We start from the raw sequence: 14693 nt of genomic DNA, 5'->3' as shown, positions 1-14693 counted from the left end.
CTGACAACGTAGTGGTCCGCGCCGACGTCGCGCCTCCCGTTTGTGGGCTTCCCGGTGCACACCAGGGGAAGGTCAGGGGCGCCTCAGGGTCCGGTCGGCAGCAGGTACGGCGAGACCGCCATGCCCCACTCCTCCTCGTCCACCCCCGGTGCCGGCCCGGCGAGCACCTCCTCGGTCCCGTCGACGCCGATCCGCACGAGCGACCAGTCGGTCCCGCGCTGGACGTTGACCAGCACGTGCTCGTCGTCGACCCAGACGTGCCCGGGCATCCAGTCGACCAGGCTCATCTCGTGGAGCAGCACGCCGGTGGCGGCGTCCTTGATCCGCAGCGAGTTCGGCCCGAGGCCCTCGGCGAAGGTCGTGGCGACGTACCGGCTGCCGGGGGAGAAGAGGTAGAGGTTGTCGCTGCAGTCCTCCCAGGCGGTCTGCCCGCTCCCGGTGGACCACACCCCGCCGCAGCTGTGGATGTCGTCGGGCGCCGGGCCGACCAGGCCCGCGGCCAGCGAGTCGTCGGGGGAGAGGGCGACCACCTGCGGGACCTCGGGCAGGAAGGGTCGGGCCGTCCCGTCGACGGGCACGAGGTACGTCGCCCCCGGACCGCGTCCGCCGCGGTCGGCCACCACCACGCCGCAGTCGTCGGGGCACGTGCCGAGCACGCCGACCGCCTCCGGCGAGCGCGCCCCCGCGACCGGCGCCAGGCGGGCCAGCTCGCCGGTCGTGCCGTCGAGCAGCACCGGCTCGCCGGACGGGAGCACCCACGCGGCGTGCCGCCCGTCCCCGTCCACCACGAACGAGCGGGTCGTCGGGGCCGGCCACGTCGTCTCGAGCGACCCGTCGGCGTCGTGGAACGACACGACCCGACCGCCCTGGCGCGTCGCGTCGGCGACGTACCCCGGGCCGAGCGGCGCCCACGCCCGCACGCCCTGCACGCCGCCCAGAGCGACGTCGGTGCCGTCGAGGTGGTGGACGGTGCCGTCCTCGAGATAGCCCGGGGCGGGGGCCGTCGGGGACGGCGCGGGTGCCGGCTGCACCTCCCGGTCGGTGGTGCCGGCCAGGCCGAGCCCGACCGGCACGGCGACGACGGCGAGCACGGCGGCCGCGACGCCGGCGGCGGCCGCGCGTCGCCGGCGGCGGATGCTGCGGGCGGTGGTCCGCACGTCGGCGAGGGTCAGGGGTGCCTCGGTGAGGAGGTCGGCGCGCGAGCGCAGCCCCTGCTCGAGGCGCTGCCGGGTGGCGTCGGGGGTGTGGTCGGTCATCGCTCCTCCTCCCGGGAGGTCGGGTCCAGGCTCGGGTCCAGGCTCGGGTCCAGGTGGGACGGGGTGCGCTCGCGCAGGGCGGTGAGCGCGCGGCTGCACTGGGACTTCACGGTGCCGACCGAGATGCCGAGCACGTCGGCGGTCTCGGCCTCGGTCAGCTGCTCGTAGTAGCGCAGGACGACGACGGCGCGCGCCCGGCGCGGGAGGCCCTGGACGAGGTCCCAGACCTGGGCGGCGGTGCCGTCGTCGTACGACTCCAGCAGCGGCTCCGGCTCGGGCACCACGGCGGCGGCGTGCTCGCGCCGCTTCCAGCCGCGTCGCCACAGCGAGGTGTGCTCGTTGACGAGGATCCGCCGGGCGTAGGCGTCGAGGGCGCCGCGGTCGCGCACCTTGTCCCAGGACAGGTAGAGCTTGGCCAGGGACGTCTGCAGGAGGTCCTCGGCGGAGTGGCGGTCCCCGGTGAGGAGGTACGCCGTGCGCAGCAGCGCCGGCTGCCGCGCCGCGAGCCACGCGGTGAACGCGGCGTCGCGCTCCGCCTCGCGATCGGTCATGGGCCCAGTGTCGGCGTCGGTCGCCGTGAGCAGCTGCCTGGTGGGTGGCATGCGCCCTCCGTCCTTCGTCTCCTGACCTCAGGACGCGAAGCGCCGACCGATGGTTGCAACCGCGGTCCTAGGGTGGCCACGGACCAACCCCACGAAGGAGCAGGAGCAACAGATGCAGCAGGTCAAGGCGGTCGTCGCACGAGCCGAGGGAGCGCCCGTCGAGGTGGTCACGATCAACGTGCCCGACCCGGGTCCGGGCGAGGCGGTCGTGAAGATCCAGGCCTGCGGGGTCTGCCACACCGACCTGCACTACCGGCAGGGCGGGATCAACGACGAGTTCCCCTTCCTGCTCGGCCACGAGGCCTCCGGCGTCGTCGAGGCCGTCGGCGAGGGCGTGACGGACGTGGCGCCGGGCGACTTCGTCGTCCTCAACTGGCGCGCGGTGTGCGGCGAGTGCCGGGCGTGCAAGCGCGGCGAGCTGCAGTACTGCTTCAACACCCACAACGCGAAGCAGAAGATGACCCTCGAGGACGGCACCGAGCTGTCCCCGGCGCTGGGCATCGGCGCGTTCGCGGAGAAGACGCTGGTCGCCGCCGGGCAGTGCACGAAGGTCGACCCCGCGGCCCGTCCGGCCGCCGTCGGCCTGCTCGGTTGCGGCGTGATGGCCGGCATCGGTGCGGCCATCAACACCGGTGCGGTCACGCGCGGCAAGTCCGTCGCCGTCATCGGCTGCGGTGGTGTCGGCGTCGCCGCGATCGCCGGCTCCGCGCTGGCCGGGGCGAGCCCGATCATCGCCGTCGACATCGACGCCCAGAAGCTCGAGGCCGCGAAGAAGCTCGGCGCCACCCACACGATCGACTCCTCGACCGAGGACGTCGTCGCGCGGGTCAAGGAGATCTGCGGCGAGGTGTACGACGGCGCGGAGGGCGCCGACGTCGTCATCGAGGCCGTGGGCCGCCCGGAGACCTGGGAGCAGGCGTTCTACGCCCGCGACCTGGCCGGCACCGTCGTCCTGGTCGGCGTGCCGACCCCGGACATGAAGGTGCCGCAGCTGCCGCTCATCGACGTCTTCGGCCGCGGCGGCGCGCTGAAGTCCAGCTGGTACGGCGACTGCCTGCCGACCCGCGACTTCCCGATGCTCGTCGACCTCTACCAGCAGGGCCGGCTCGACCTCGACGCGTTCGTGACCGAGGAGATCGGCATCGACGACGTGGAGGCGGCGTTCGAGAAGATGCACCACGGCAACGTGCTGCGCTCGGTGGTGGTCCTCTGATGGCCGAGGGCACCGAGGGCACCGAGGCCACCGACGGCACCGTCGTGCGGGTCGACCACGCGGTCGTCAGCGGCACCTTCAGCCTCGACGGCGAGACCTTCGACGTCGACAACAACATCTGGGTCGTGGGCGACGACACCGAGTGCGTCGTCATCGACGCCCCGCACTCGGTCGGCGCGATCATGGACGTCGTCGGCGACCGCACCGTCAAGGCGATCCTGCTGACGCACGCCCACGACGACCACTGCCGCGTCGCACCGGAGCTGCGCGAGCGGGTCAACGGCGGGTCCGGCGCGCCGATCCTGCTGCACCCCGACGAGCGGCCGCTGTGGGAGCTCACCCACACCGACCGGCTCTGGGACCTCGACCTCGCCGACGGCGTCGAGACCACGGTCGCCGGCATCACGCTGACCGCGCTGCACACCCCGGGCCACGCGCCGGGCGCGGTCTGCTTCTCGGCGCCGGAGCTCGGGTGCGTCTTCACCGGCGACACGCTGTTCAACGGCGGCCCGGGTGCCACCGGGCGCTCGTTCAGCGACCGGCCGACCCTCGAGGCGTCGATCCGCGCGAAGCTCTTCGCGCTGCCGGACGAGACCGTGGTCCACACCGGCCACGGCGACGACACCACGATCGGCGCGGAGAAGCAGGCGCTCGGCGCCTGACGCCCCTCCTGCTCCACCTGCTCCACCCACCGGCCCCGGGCGACCTCGCCCGGGGCCGGTGTTGGATCGCTCCAAGCATGCGGCCCCCGGGTTCGGGGGATCTGGGGCGCGTGGACGCACCTCGGGAGCAGTACTGGGCAGCGCTCTCGCGCGGCGACCGCGCCGGGGCGCTCCAGGCGGTCAAGCAGCTGCACCAGCAGGGCCGTACCCACCTCGAGATCATCGACGAGGTGCTCGTGCCGGCCCACGAGCGCGCGGCCGGGCTGTGGCTCGCGGGCGAGTGGACCGCCGAGCGGCAGCGGACCGCCACCTCGATCAACGAGGGGCTCGTCCACTGGCTCTGCTCGTTCGCCCCGCCGCCGCCCTCGGACCGTCCGCTCGTCGTGGTCGCGACCGTCGAGCGCGAGGAGCTGCCGGCGCTCGTGCTCGCCGAGGGGCTCGGCGCGGCGGGCTACCGCACGGCGTTCGCCGGCGGGGGCGCCGCCGCCGACGACCTGCTGCGCCAGGTGCTCACCCGCAGGCCGCGCGCGCTGCTCGTCAGCGCCGGCCGCACGTCCTCCCTGGCGCGGCTCAAGCCGCTGCTGGGGCACCTGCGTGCGACCGGCATCCCGGTGGTCGCCGGCGGCGCGGCCTTCGGCGGCGACCCGCAGCGGGCCACGGCGGTCGGCGCGACGGCGTACGCCGACTCGGTCCGCGACGTCCTCACCCTGCTCGAGCAGCTGCCCCGCCGGCTGCCCACCCGCACGCCCGAGCCGCCGTCGCCGGCCGACCTCGAGGCCGCCTGGCTGACCGACTTCCGGCACGAGATCACGCCGTACGTCCTGCGTGCCCTCGCCGCCCGCCACCCCGCGGCCCGCCGGCCGCGCTGGTGGGCCGAGCTCGAGGACCACGTCGACCACGTGCTCGGCTGCCTGGCCGCCTCCCTCGTCACCGGCGACGAGACGATCATGGTCGAGGTCCGCGAGTGGCTGACCCGCGTGCTCGACGCCCGCGGCGTCGGGCCCGGGCTGGTCGCCGAGGTGTGGGAGCTGCTGGCCGTGCCGCTGCGCGGCCACCCGCTCGCTCGCGCGCACCTCGCCGGCTCCGCGGCGCCCCGCAGCGCCACCGACGGCGGGCAGACCGACGGCCTGACGACCGTCTGAGCCGCGGCCCTGTCCGGCCGTCCCGCCCCGTCAGGCCAGCGGCCGGACCAGCAGCGCGGTCCCGGCGCCGGCGACTCGGGTCAGCACGAGCGTGGCCTCGGCGTCCCCGCTGAGCGCGAGCCGCTTGCGCAGCTGCTCGGGCACGACGTCGACGCCGCGCTTCTTGATCGTCAGCGTGCCGATGCCGCGCTCGCGCAGCGCGGCCCGCAGCGCCTTCTCGCGGTAGGGCAGCTCCTCGACCACCTCGTAGCCCCGGGCCAGCGGCGAGCGGTACGCCGCGTCGCCGGTGACGTAGGCGATGTGCTCGTCGACGAGCCCGCCCTGCACCTGGGCGGCCACCGCGGTGACCAGCCCCGCCCGGACGACCGCGCCGTCGGGCTCGTAGAGGTAGCGGCCCACGGGGCGCACGTCGACCCCCTCGCCCAGCGGCGGTGCGTCCTCGTCGGTGACGGTCGCCAGGCCGCCCTCGCCGATGACCGTCGCGCGCCGGGCCGTGGTCGCGAGCCCGCCGGACCACAGCGCGGCCTCCTTGACCTCCCCGCGGTCGCTGACCCACTCGGCCTCGACCCCGGCCGGGACGATCTCGTGCGGGATGCCGGGGGCGACCTTGACGCAGGAGTCGCGCCGCAGCAGGCGCTCGACGAACGACCAGGGCGGGGTCCAGTCGTCGACGTCGAAGGTGCGTCCACGGACACCGCGGCGGGCCGGGTCGGCGAACGCCACGTCGAAGGGGGAGGGGTCGACGGTCGTCGCGTCCGCGACCAGGACCGCGCCGGGCAGGTCGAGGGCCGCGAGGTTGGCCTCCGCGACGGCGACCCGCACCGGGTCGAGGTCGACGCCGGCGCAGGTCAGGCCGGCCCGGGCCGCGGCGATCAGGTCCCCGCCCACGCCGCAGCCGAGGTCGACGAGCGTGCGGGCGGCGTACGCCTGGAGGCGAGCGGCGCGATGCGTCGCGACGGCGAGCCGGGTGGCCTGCTCGAGGCCGTCGGGGGTGAAGTACATCCGCGCGGCCAGGTCGCCGAACTTCGCCTCGGCCCGCACCCGCAGCCGGGCCTGGGTCAGCGCGGCCGCCGCGTGCTCGGCGTCGGCCTCGCGCCGCAGCGCGGTCTGGGCGGCGAGCGGGTCGACGTCGACCAGCCCCCCGGCCCGGTCGAGCAGGCGCTGCCCGGCGTCGGTCAGCAGCCAGCGGAAGGCGTCGAGGTCCACGTCCGGATCCTCGCAGGACGGGGTGCCTGGCACTCGCTCGCGGCGAGTGCTAGTTTCTGTCCTGGCACTCTCCCTGTGAGTGTGCCAGCGCTTGCGCACCACGCACGACCCCCGCGACGGCGTGCGGCGGGACCGCAGGCACCAGACGTGCACCACCCACCTGAGACACCTGAGTTTGAAAGTGGAGGTCGACATCGTGTCGGTCAACATCAAGCCCCTCGAGGACCGCATCGTCGTCAAGCCGCTCGACGCCGAGCAGACCACGGCTTCCGGCCTGGTCATCCCGGACACCGCCAAGGAGAAGCCCCAGGAGGGCGAGGTCGTGGCCGTGGGCCCCGGCCGCTTCAACGACGACGGTGACGAGCGCGTCCCCATGGACATCTCCGTGGGCGACAAGGTCATCTACAGCAAGTACGGCGGCACGGAGGTCAAGTACTCCGGCGAGGAGTTCCTCATCCTCTCCGCCCGCGACGTGCTCGCGATCGTTTCCTGATCTTCCCCGGGTCGTGTGCCTGACGACGCGCTTCGGCGCGTCCGACGGCACACGACCCGGTCCTCTTTCCCGCACCACCTGCTAGGAGAGTCATGCCCAAGATCCTGGAGTTCGACGAGTCCGCCCGTCGCGCGCTCGAGCGCGGCGTCGACGCGCTCGCCAACGCCGTCAAGGTGACGCTCGGCCCCAAGGGCCGCTACGTCGTCCTCGACAAGAAGTGGGGCGCCCCGACGATCACCAACGACGGCGTGACCGTCGCTCGCGAGATCGAGCTGGACGACCCGTTCGAGAACCTCGGCGCCCAGCTGTGCAAGGAGGTCGCCACCAAGACCAACGACGTCGCCGGTGACGGCACCACCACTGCGACCGTCCTGGCCCAGGCGATGGTCCACGAGGGTCTCAAGGCCGTCGCGGCCGGCGCGAACCCGATGGGCCTCAAGCGCGGCATGGACGCCGCCGCGGAGGCCGTCGGCAACGCGCTGCGCGACGCCGCCCGCGAGGTCGAGACCCGCGAGGACATGGCCTCGGTGGCCACGATCTCCTCGCGCGACAGCCACATCGGCGACCTGCTCGCGCAGGCCTTCGACAAGGTCGGCAAGGACGGTGTCATCACCGTCGAGGAGTCCAACACCATGGGCACCGAGCTCGACTTCACCGAGGGCATGCAGTTCGACAAGGGCTACATCAGCCAGTACTTCGTGACCGACCCCGAGCGGATGGAGGCCGTCCTCGACGACCCCTACATCCTGCTGCACCAGGGGAAGATCTCCTCGGTCTCCGAGCTGCTCCCGCTGCTGGAGAAGGTCATCCAGGCCGGCAAGCCGCTGTTCATCCTCGCCGAGGACGTCGAGGGCGAGGCGCTCTCGACCCTGGTCGTCAACAAGATCCGCGGCACGTTCAACGCCGTCGCGGTCAAGAGCCCGGCCTTCGGCGACCGCCGCAAGGCGATGATGCAGGACATCGCGACCCTGACCGGTGGTCAGGTCGTCGCCCCCGAGGTCGGCCTCAAGCTCGACCAGGTCGGCCTCGAGGTCCTCGGCAAGGCCCGCCGCGTCGTGGTCACCAAGGACAACACCACGATCGTCGACGGCGCCGGTGACACCGCCGAGGTCGAGGGCCGCGTCAACCAGATCAAGGCCGAGATCGAGTCCACCGACTCCGACTGGGACCGCGAGAAGCTCCAGGAGCGCCTCGCGAAGCTCGCCGGCGGCGTGTGCGTGATCAAGGTCGGCGCCGCCACCGAGGTGGAGCTGAAGGAGAAGAAGCACCGCATCGAGGACGCCGTCTCCGCGACGCGCGCCGCGATCGAGGAGGGCATCGTCCCCGGCGGTGGCTCCGCGATCATCCACGCGGTCTCCGTCCTCGAGGGCGACCTCGGCCTCACCGGTGACGAGGCCGTCGGCGTGCGCGTCGTGCGCAAGGCCGCCGACGAGCCGCTGCGCTGGATCGCCGAGAACGGTGGCGAGAACGGCTACGTCGTGACCACCAAGGTCCGCGAGCTCGGCGTCGGCAACGGCTACAACGCCGCGACCGGCGAGTACGGCGACCTGGTCGCCCAGGGCGTCCTCGACCCGGTCAAGGTCACCCGCTCCGCGCTGGTCAACGCCACCTCGATCGCGGCGATGCTGCTGACGACCGAGACGCTCATCGTGGACAAGCCCGAGGAGGAGGACGAGTCCGCGGCCGCCGGCCACGGGCACGGCCACGGTCACTGAGACCCGCTCCTCGCAAGCACCCCAGCACCACCCGGCGGCGCCGGTCCCCAGCAGGGGGCCGGCGCCGTCCGGCGTTCCCGGAGCTTGCTGCTCAGCACCCGGACCTGGACGCGGCGCGGACGCGGCGTCGTGCTGCGGGGCGAGCGCCAGGGCGCACGCTGGGCAGCACGAGGCGGAAGGGTGGGTCAGCAGACCGGCTCGAGCGGCGGCCGGTCGAGCCCCTTGAGCAGGTAGACCGGCCGGTCCGAGCAGCCGGTGCCGTGCCGCTCGTAGCGGGCTCGCACGGCGGCGTACAGCTCCTCGGCGCCGGGGGCGCCCCAGGCCCGCCACGGCACCCACTGGACGAACCACGTGGGGGCGTCCGGCCCCTCGAGGAGCGCGCGGAGGTCGTCGTAGCCGCGGTCGAGGGTGCGCATCGGCAGGCTCCACAGGTGGGGGTACGGCGTCGGCAGGCCGCTGCGCAGCTGCAGGTCGGCGCGGCCGCCGAGGACGACCATGGTGTCGCCGGGCTCCGCCGCCGCCGCGATCGCGGCGCCGGTGTCGACCTCGCTGAACTCCTGGAAGTCCAGCGCGTTCCACCCGATCCAGCCGAGCAGGCAGACGAACGACGACACCGCGCTGAGCCCGATGACCGCCCGCATCGCCCGCCCGCGGCCGGTGCGGTGGCGGGCCACGAGGGCGGCGCACAGCGCGGTCGCCGGCACCAGCCCGAAGAGGTAGTCGCGCCAGTAGCTGCCGCCCATCACCAGCGCGGCGCCGTCGGCCAGCACGACCGCGAGGACGGCCGCGGTCAGCACCGGGTCGGCCTGCCACTCGCGCCGCACGTGCACGAGGAAGCCGCCGACGACGGCCACCATCCCCGCCGCCAGCGCCGCGAACGCCAGGGTCACCGCCCGGGCCGCCGGCGCGTCCGAGGAGCCCTCGCTCAGCACGTCGTTGGCGTCGAGGCGGAAGCCGTACGTCGCGTACCAGACCTCGCCCAGGTCGACCCCTGCGATCCGCGCCCACACGACGGTGGCGAGCACCGGCACGGCGGCGCCGGCGAGCGCGGCCGCCCCGAGCCGCAGCGTGGTGCGGCCGTCGGTGCGGCCCGCGACCCGCGCCGCCACGAGCAGGACGGCGCCGAAGACGAGCGCGCCGACGAGGTTCTGCTTCATCCCCAGCGCGGTCGCCCCCAGCAGCCCGGCGCCGGCGGCGAGCGGGGCCGACCGCCGGGCGAGGGCGTCCAGCGCGAGCAGGATCGACCCCAGGAGGAACGGCAGCGCGAGGATCTCGCCCTTCACCGCGACCGCGTCGATGACGGTGTTGGTGAGCAGGGCCGCCACCGCGACCGCCGTCCACCGGGCGCCCCGCTCGCTGCCCACCCGCCGCGCGACCGCGGCCGCGCCGAGCACGGCCAGCGCGCAGGCGAGCGCGCCGACCACCCGGATCGCGTGCTCGCCGCCTACCCGGTCGCTGAGGCCGAAGACGGCCACGACGAGCGGGTGGCGGTCCACGAAGAGGTCGCCGTACACGCTGTCCGGCCGGGGGTCCCACCCCCGCGCCACCAGCGTGAAGCCCGCCTCGTCGGCGCGCAGCGGCCGGGTCAGCCCGGGCAGCCGGAGCAGGAACGCGAGCGCCGCCGCCACCGCCACCGTCCACCGCGCGTCGACCACCGCGTCGACCCGCCGGGACAGGGCGTGCCAGCGCTCGAGCATGCGCCCAGGTTCCCAGACGAGGCCGGCCCGACATCCGTAGCACCGGCGAAACACGACGGACCCCGACGAGCAACCTCGCCGGGCCAGGCTGCGGGCATGTTGTGGCGAGTGCGGACGACCCTTCCCGACCGACCCGGATCGCTGGCGGTGCTCGCGCAGCACTGCGGGCGGGCCGGGGTGAACATCCTCGGCCTGCAGATCTTCCCCGGGATCGAGGCCGTCACCGACGAGCTGGTGCTCAGCACGCCCGCCGGGTGGTCGGCCTCGGGCACCGCCCACCTCGTCGAGCGCGCCGGCGGTCGCAACGTCGTCGTCCAGGCGTGCACCGAGGCGGCGCTCGGGGACCAGCCCACCCGCTACGTGCAGGCCGCCCGCAGCATCCTCGCCAACCCGATGTCCTTCCCCGAGGTCGTCGCCGTCCTCTTCGACGCCGAGGCCGACCCCGTCGACCCCGCGGGCCCGCCCCAGGACGTCATGGAGCTGACGGTCGGCGACGTGCAGGTGCAGGTACGCCGCACCGCAGCCTTCACCGCGACCGAGCACGCCCGCGGGTCGGCGTTGGCCGACCTCGTGAGCGACGTGCTGCAGCGCACGCGCGCCGAGTCCGCGATCGCGGTCTCCCCGGGCCGACGGCTCGGGAGCGGCGCCACTCCCGGCCACGTCGTCGACGGGGACTCGATCTCGGCGGTCGTCGACGGCGTCGTGGTCGGCCTGGCCACGGTGCAGGACGCCCTGCCCGACCAGCCCGACGCCCGCCCGGTCGTCCTCCGGGTCGACCCCGCCTGGCAGCGGCGGGGTGTCGGCACCCGGCTGCTCGTCGACGCCGCGCGCCTGGCCCACTCCCGGGGCGCGCAGGAGATCGTGCTGACCACCCGCTCGGACAACCAGGCCGTCCTGCCGATGGTGCTCGCCGCCGGCATGCGCGGCCGGATCCGCCTCGCCGGCGACGTCCTCACCGTCCGCGTCCCCGTCCGCGACCTGCGGCCCCTGCCCGCCTGACCCTGCCACCCCACCCGTCCGGTCGAGCCGGCATGCGCCTCCGCTGGTTGAGCCGCACGGCGCCCGGGGTCGAGCGTGTCGAGACGCCGCGAGCCGCGAGGGCAGCCTGCTGGCCCACCAGCCTCGGCTGCCCCACCAGCCCCACGACGGACGCGACCCCTGCACATATCGGGGCAAATCTGCCCCGATATGTGCAGGGGTCACCGGTTAACCGGTGACCCCGACGCCCACCCCCGGCACCGACCCGCAGCCCACCCGCCTCGACCACCGGAAGAAGGAGAGGGGGCGGGCGCCAGTAGGCTGGTGGGGTGGAGCTCCCGGACAAGTTCGCCGCCCTCGGTCTCACCTACGACGACGTCCTGCTGCTGCCGGGGTACTCCGACCTGGCGCCGTCGGACATCGACACGACGAGCCGGTTGACCCGCGAGATCAGCCTGAAGGTGCCGCTGGTGAGCGCGGCGATGGACACCGTGACCGAGTCGCGGATGGCGATCGCGATGGCGCGGCAGGGCGGCCTCGGCGTGCTGCACCGCAACCTGTCGATCGAGGACCAGGCCTACCAGGTGGACCTGGTCAAGCGGACCCAGACGGGGATCATCTCCAACCCGGTGACGATCGGCCCGGGCGCGACGCTGGAGGAGCTGGACCGGCTGGCGGGGGAGTACCGCGTCTCCGGGTTCCCCGTGGTCGACGGCGAGAACCGCCTGCTGGGCATCATCACCAACCGCGACCTGCGGTTCACCCCGGTCGCGGAGTGGGCCACCACCAAGGTCGACGAGGTGATGACCACCGAGGACCTGGTGACCGGCCCCGCCGGCATCTCCCGCGAGGACGCGACGGTGCTGCTGCGCCGCCACAAGAAGGAGCGGCTGCCGCTGGTCGACGACCAGGGCCGCCTGGTCGGGCTGATCACGGTCAAGGACTTCGTGAAGTCCGAGCAGTTCCCGCACGCCTCCAACGACGCCTCGGGCCGGCTGATGGTCGGCGCGGCGATCGGCTACTTCGGCGACGCCTGGGAGCGCGCCACCACCCTCATCGACGCCGGCGTCGACGTCCTGGTCGCGGACACCGCGCACGGGCACGTCCGCCTGCTGCTCGACATGGTCCGCCGGCTCAAGACCGACCCGGCGACCAAGCACGTGCAGGTCATCGGTGGCAACGTCGCGACCCGCGACGGCGCGCAGGCGTTCGTCGACGCCGGCGCGGACGCGGTCAAGGTCGGCTTCGGCCCCGGCTCGATCTGCACGACGCGGGTCGTGACCGGCGCCGGCGTACCGCAGATCACCGCGGTCTACGAGGCCTCCCTCGCGTGCAAGCCGGCCGGCGTGCCGGTCATCGCCGACGGCGGCCTGCAGCAGTCCGGCGACATCGCCAAGGCGCTCGTCGCGGGCGCCGACAGCGTGATGATCGGGTCGCTGCTCGCCGGCTGCGACGAGTCCCCGGGCGAGCTGATCTTCGTCAACGGCAAGCAGTACAAGGCCTACCGCGGCATGGGCTCGCTCGGCGCGATGAGCAGCCGCGGCAAGAAGTCCTACTCCAAGGACCGCTACTTCCAGGCCGAGGTCGTCAGCGACGACCTCATCGTGCCGGAGGGCGTCGAGGGCCAGGTCGCCTACCGCGGCCCGCTCGCCGCGGTGGCGCACCAGCTGATCGGCGGCCTCGCGCAGTCGATGTTCTACATCGGCGCGCGGACGGTGCCCGAGCTGCAGGAGCGGGGCAAGTTCGTGCGGATCACCTCGGCCTCGCTCAAGGAGAGCCACCCGCACGACGTCCAGATGACCGCCGAGGCGCCCAACTACAACGGCCGGTAGACCAGCAGGGCCGCCCGCGCACCCGTTCCGCGCGCGAGCACCCGGACGTCGTACTCGTCGCCCTCGAGCAGCACGCCGCCGACCAGGACCGCCGGGCCCACCTGGCTGCCGAAGGACGCCGAGCCGCCGCGCGAGAGCCGGCCCTGCCAGGTCGCCCGGACCAGGCCGCCCTCGCCGACGAGCACGGCCAGGGCGTCTCCGTCGGCCGTGTCGACCACGGTGCTCCAGTCGTGCTCGCCGCGGAAGGTGTCGCCCGTGCCGGGCACGAGGGGGTCCAGCCGCCAGGTGCGCCCGGCGTGCTCGATGACGGTCTCGACGTCCAGCCCGGCCATCGCGACGGTCGGCGCCGACTGCCGGTAGACCGCGACGCCGACCTCCGCCCCGGACGGCCGGACCTCCGGTCCGTTCTCGCCGCGAGTGAGGTAGGCGCGGACCGTGTGGTCACCGACCGGCCCCGGGTCGTCCAGGGAGTACCAGGAGGGGCCGGCGTCCACGGAGTCCTCGGCGCTGCACTGCCCCGAGATCGGTCCGTCGCCGTCGACGTCGATGTGGACCCAGAGCCCGGGCTCCTCGCTCGTGCAGTACCGCGCGACGCGAACCGCGCCCAGCCGGCCCCGGAAGGTCACCGATGCCTCGGTCTCGCCGCCGTCGGCGAAGTCCGCGGCCAGCAACGAGGCCGCCCCGATGGTGGAGCGGAACACCGCCCGGCCGTTGTCGACCCCCTCGGCGAGCGCGCCTGTGCCCTCGTAGACCGCGACCCCGACCCGGGCGCCGGCCGGCGCGCCGTCGACCTCGACGCGCAGGGTGGTCCCGAGGGTCGAGACGGGCACCGGCACGTCGACGGCCTCGGCGCCCCGGACCCGGCCGACGGCCTCGCCCGCCTCGTAGAGCGTGGCGGCGCCCGAGCCCAGACCGGTGGCGACGAGGGAGACCGCGCGGGTCGCCGTGGTCTCCGGCAGGCGCACCCGGTCGCCGTCGTCGAGCACCTCGGTGGTGCTCAAGGCGTAGGGGAAGCCGGCCACGCTGATCGAGTCCGCGACGGTGACGCCGACGACCTCGGTCGCCGGCCCGGGGCCCTCGGTCCGGTCCGGCGCGACGACGGCCGTGACCGTGCCGACCCCGGCGACCAGCACGAAGGCGGCCGCGGCCGCGAGCGTCGTCGTACGTCGTCGGCGGGCGATCCGCACCCGGGCCCGCACGGCGGCGGGCCGGGCGTGGCGCTCGTGGTCGGCGACGGCGTCGCCGTGCCGCTGGAGGGTCTCGCGCAGGTCGTCGAGGGTGTTCACGCCGGGTCCTCCGTGGTGCTCGCGGTCGGGGAGGCGAGCGCGGGGTCGATCCGCAGCTTCGCCAGGGCCTTGCTGGTCTGGCTCTTGACGGTGCCGGTGCTGATGCCGAGCAGCCGGGCGGTCTCCGCCTCGGAGAGGTCCTCGACGAAGCGCAGCACCACGACGGCGCGCTGCCGGCGGGGCAGGCGACCCATGGCGTCCCAGAGGTCGTGGCGCTGGTCGGACCCCGCCTGCCCGCCCGGGGCCGGCGGCGGCTCCGGCGGCTCGGCCCAGGGCTGCTCGCCGTTCCATCGGCGGCGCCACCAGGAGGCGAAGGTGTTGACGAGGATCTTGCGGACGTAGGCCTCGGGGTTCCCCTCGATGCGCGACCAGGCGAACCACGCCTTGGTCAGCGCCGTCTGGAGCAGGTCCTCGGCCAGCGACGCGTCGCGGGTCAGCAGGTACGCCGTGCGCAGCAGGTCGGTCGAGCGGGCGGCGACGAACCCGTCGAAGTCCGCCGTCCCGTCTGGGTGTGCGCCCACGCGTGCTCCCGAGGTGGTGGCCGGCCGGTCGCCGGTCATGGTGTCCATGACCACCTCTACCGCCTGGCCCGGCCGAACGGTTGCCCGGGG

General features: G+C 74.3%; 13 protein-coding genes. 7 read left to right on the top strand and 6 right to left on the bottom strand.

The features are described 5' to 3' along the window. Nucleotides 1–83 precede the first annotated feature (83 nt). Together QWY29_RS13880 and QWY29_RS13875 are read right to left on the bottom strand one after the other, a co-directional pair. Nucleotides 84–1256 (bottom strand): hypothetical protein, encoded by a 1173-nt coding sequence (locus tag QWY29_RS13880; RefSeq protein WP_300961618.1) that lies wholly within the window; start codon nucleotides 1254–1256, stop codon nucleotides 84–86. Continuing rightward, on the bottom strand, nucleotides 1253–1807 hold the full coding sequence (locus tag QWY29_RS13875) for a SigE family RNA polymerase sigma factor (RefSeq protein WP_300961617.1): 555 nt from the start codon (nucleotides 1805–1807) through the stop codon (nucleotides 1253–1255). The genes QWY29_RS13880 and QWY29_RS13875 overlap by 4 nt, the downstream gene beginning before the upstream one ends. 163 nt (nucleotides 1808–1970) lie before the next feature. On the opposite strand from QWY29_RS13875, the gene QWY29_RS13870 reads away from it, so the two are divergent. The 3 genes from QWY29_RS13870 to QWY29_RS13860 all read left to right on the top strand — a co-directional run bounded on the left by QWY29_RS13870 (nucleotide 1971) and on the right by QWY29_RS13860 (nucleotide 4875). Further along, nucleotides 1971–3071: an S-(hydroxymethyl)mycothiol dehydrogenase gene (locus QWY29_RS13870; RefSeq protein WP_300961616.1), complete on the top strand. Its 1101-nt coding sequence runs from the start codon at nucleotides 1971–1973 to the stop codon at nucleotides 3069–3071. Then, nucleotides 3071–3733: an MBL fold metallo-hydrolase gene (locus QWY29_RS13865; protein WP_300961615.1), complete on the top strand. Its 663-nt coding sequence runs from the start codon at nucleotides 3071–3073 to the stop codon at nucleotides 3731–3733. The genes QWY29_RS13870 and QWY29_RS13865 overlap by 1 nt, the downstream gene beginning before the upstream one ends. 110 nt (nucleotides 3734–3843) lie before the next feature. Next, a complete protein-coding gene (locus QWY29_RS13860) occupies nucleotides 3844–4875 on the top strand; it encodes a cobalamin B12-binding domain-containing protein (protein ID WP_300961614.1) in 1032 nt (343 codons plus the stop codon). Between the two features lie 30 nt (nucleotides 4876–4905). Here the strand turns inward: QWY29_RS13860 and QWY29_RS13855 are convergent, their stop codons facing one another. Then, nucleotides 4906–6081: a class I SAM-dependent methyltransferase gene (locus QWY29_RS13855; RefSeq protein WP_300961613.1), complete on the bottom strand. Its 1176-nt coding sequence runs from the start codon at nucleotides 6079–6081 to the stop codon at nucleotides 4906–4908. A gap of 196 nt (nucleotides 6082–6277) precedes the next feature. On the opposite strand from QWY29_RS13855, the gene groES reads away from it, so the two are divergent. Both groES and groL read left to right on the top strand, forming a co-directional pair. Continuing rightward, nucleotides 6278–6574 (top strand): co-chaperone GroES, encoded by a 297-nt coding sequence (gene groES / locus QWY29_RS13850; protein ID WP_166195350.1) that lies wholly within the window; start codon nucleotides 6278–6280, stop codon nucleotides 6572–6574. A 92-nt stretch (nucleotides 6575–6666) separates the two neighbouring features. Further along, entirely contained in the window at nucleotides 6667–8289 is a 1623-nt protein-coding gene (gene groL, locus QWY29_RS13845; protein ID WP_300961612.1) for a chaperonin GroEL, read from the top strand. A gap of 185 nt (nucleotides 8290–8474) precedes the next feature. On the opposite strand, the gene QWY29_RS13840 is transcribed toward groL, so the two are convergent. Further along, nucleotides 8475–9986 (bottom strand): hypothetical protein, encoded by a 1512-nt coding sequence (locus tag QWY29_RS13840; RefSeq protein ID WP_300961611.1) that lies wholly within the window; start codon nucleotides 9984–9986, stop codon nucleotides 8475–8477. Nucleotides 9987–10082: 96 nt separating this feature from the next. Here QWY29_RS13840 and QWY29_RS13835 point away from each other — a divergent pair, with 96 nt between their 5' ends. Next, nucleotides 10083–10985, top strand: a complete 903-nt coding sequence (locus QWY29_RS13835; RefSeq protein ID WP_300961610.1) for a GNAT family N-acetyltransferase — start codon at nucleotides 10083–10085, stop codon at nucleotides 10983–10985. A gap of 308 nt (nucleotides 10986–11293) precedes the next feature. Beyond that, nucleotides 11294–12796: an IMP dehydrogenase gene (gene guaB, locus QWY29_RS13830; protein WP_300961609.1), complete on the top strand. Its 1503-nt coding sequence runs from the start codon at nucleotides 11294–11296 to the stop codon at nucleotides 12794–12796. On the opposite strand, the gene QWY29_RS13825 is transcribed toward guaB, so the two are convergent. Further along, nucleotides 12781–14082 carry a hypothetical protein gene (locus tag QWY29_RS13825; protein ID WP_300961608.1) on the bottom strand — a complete coding sequence of 434 codons (1302 nt, stop codon included), beginning with the start codon at nucleotides 14080–14082 and terminating at the stop codon, nucleotides 12781–12783. The two genes, guaB and QWY29_RS13825, sit on opposite strands and share 16 nt — an antisense overlap. Beyond that, nucleotides 14079–14651, bottom strand: coding sequence for a SigE family RNA polymerase sigma factor (locus QWY29_RS13820; protein ID WP_300961607.1), 573 nt, complete (start codon nucleotides 14649–14651; stop codon nucleotides 14079–14081). Before QWY29_RS13820 ends, QWY29_RS13825 begins: the two co-directional genes overlap by 4 nt. Between the last annotated feature and the right edge of the window lie 42 nt (nucleotides 14652–14693).

The organism is Nocardioides abyssi (genome assembly GCF_030412915.1).
GTDB classification, from domain to species: domain Bacteria; phylum Actinomycetota; class Actinomycetes; order Propionibacteriales; family Nocardioidaceae; genus Nocardioides; species Nocardioides abyssi.
Note: the sequence above shows the minus strand (reverse complement) of the source record. Positions and strands in the feature narration are given on the sequence as shown.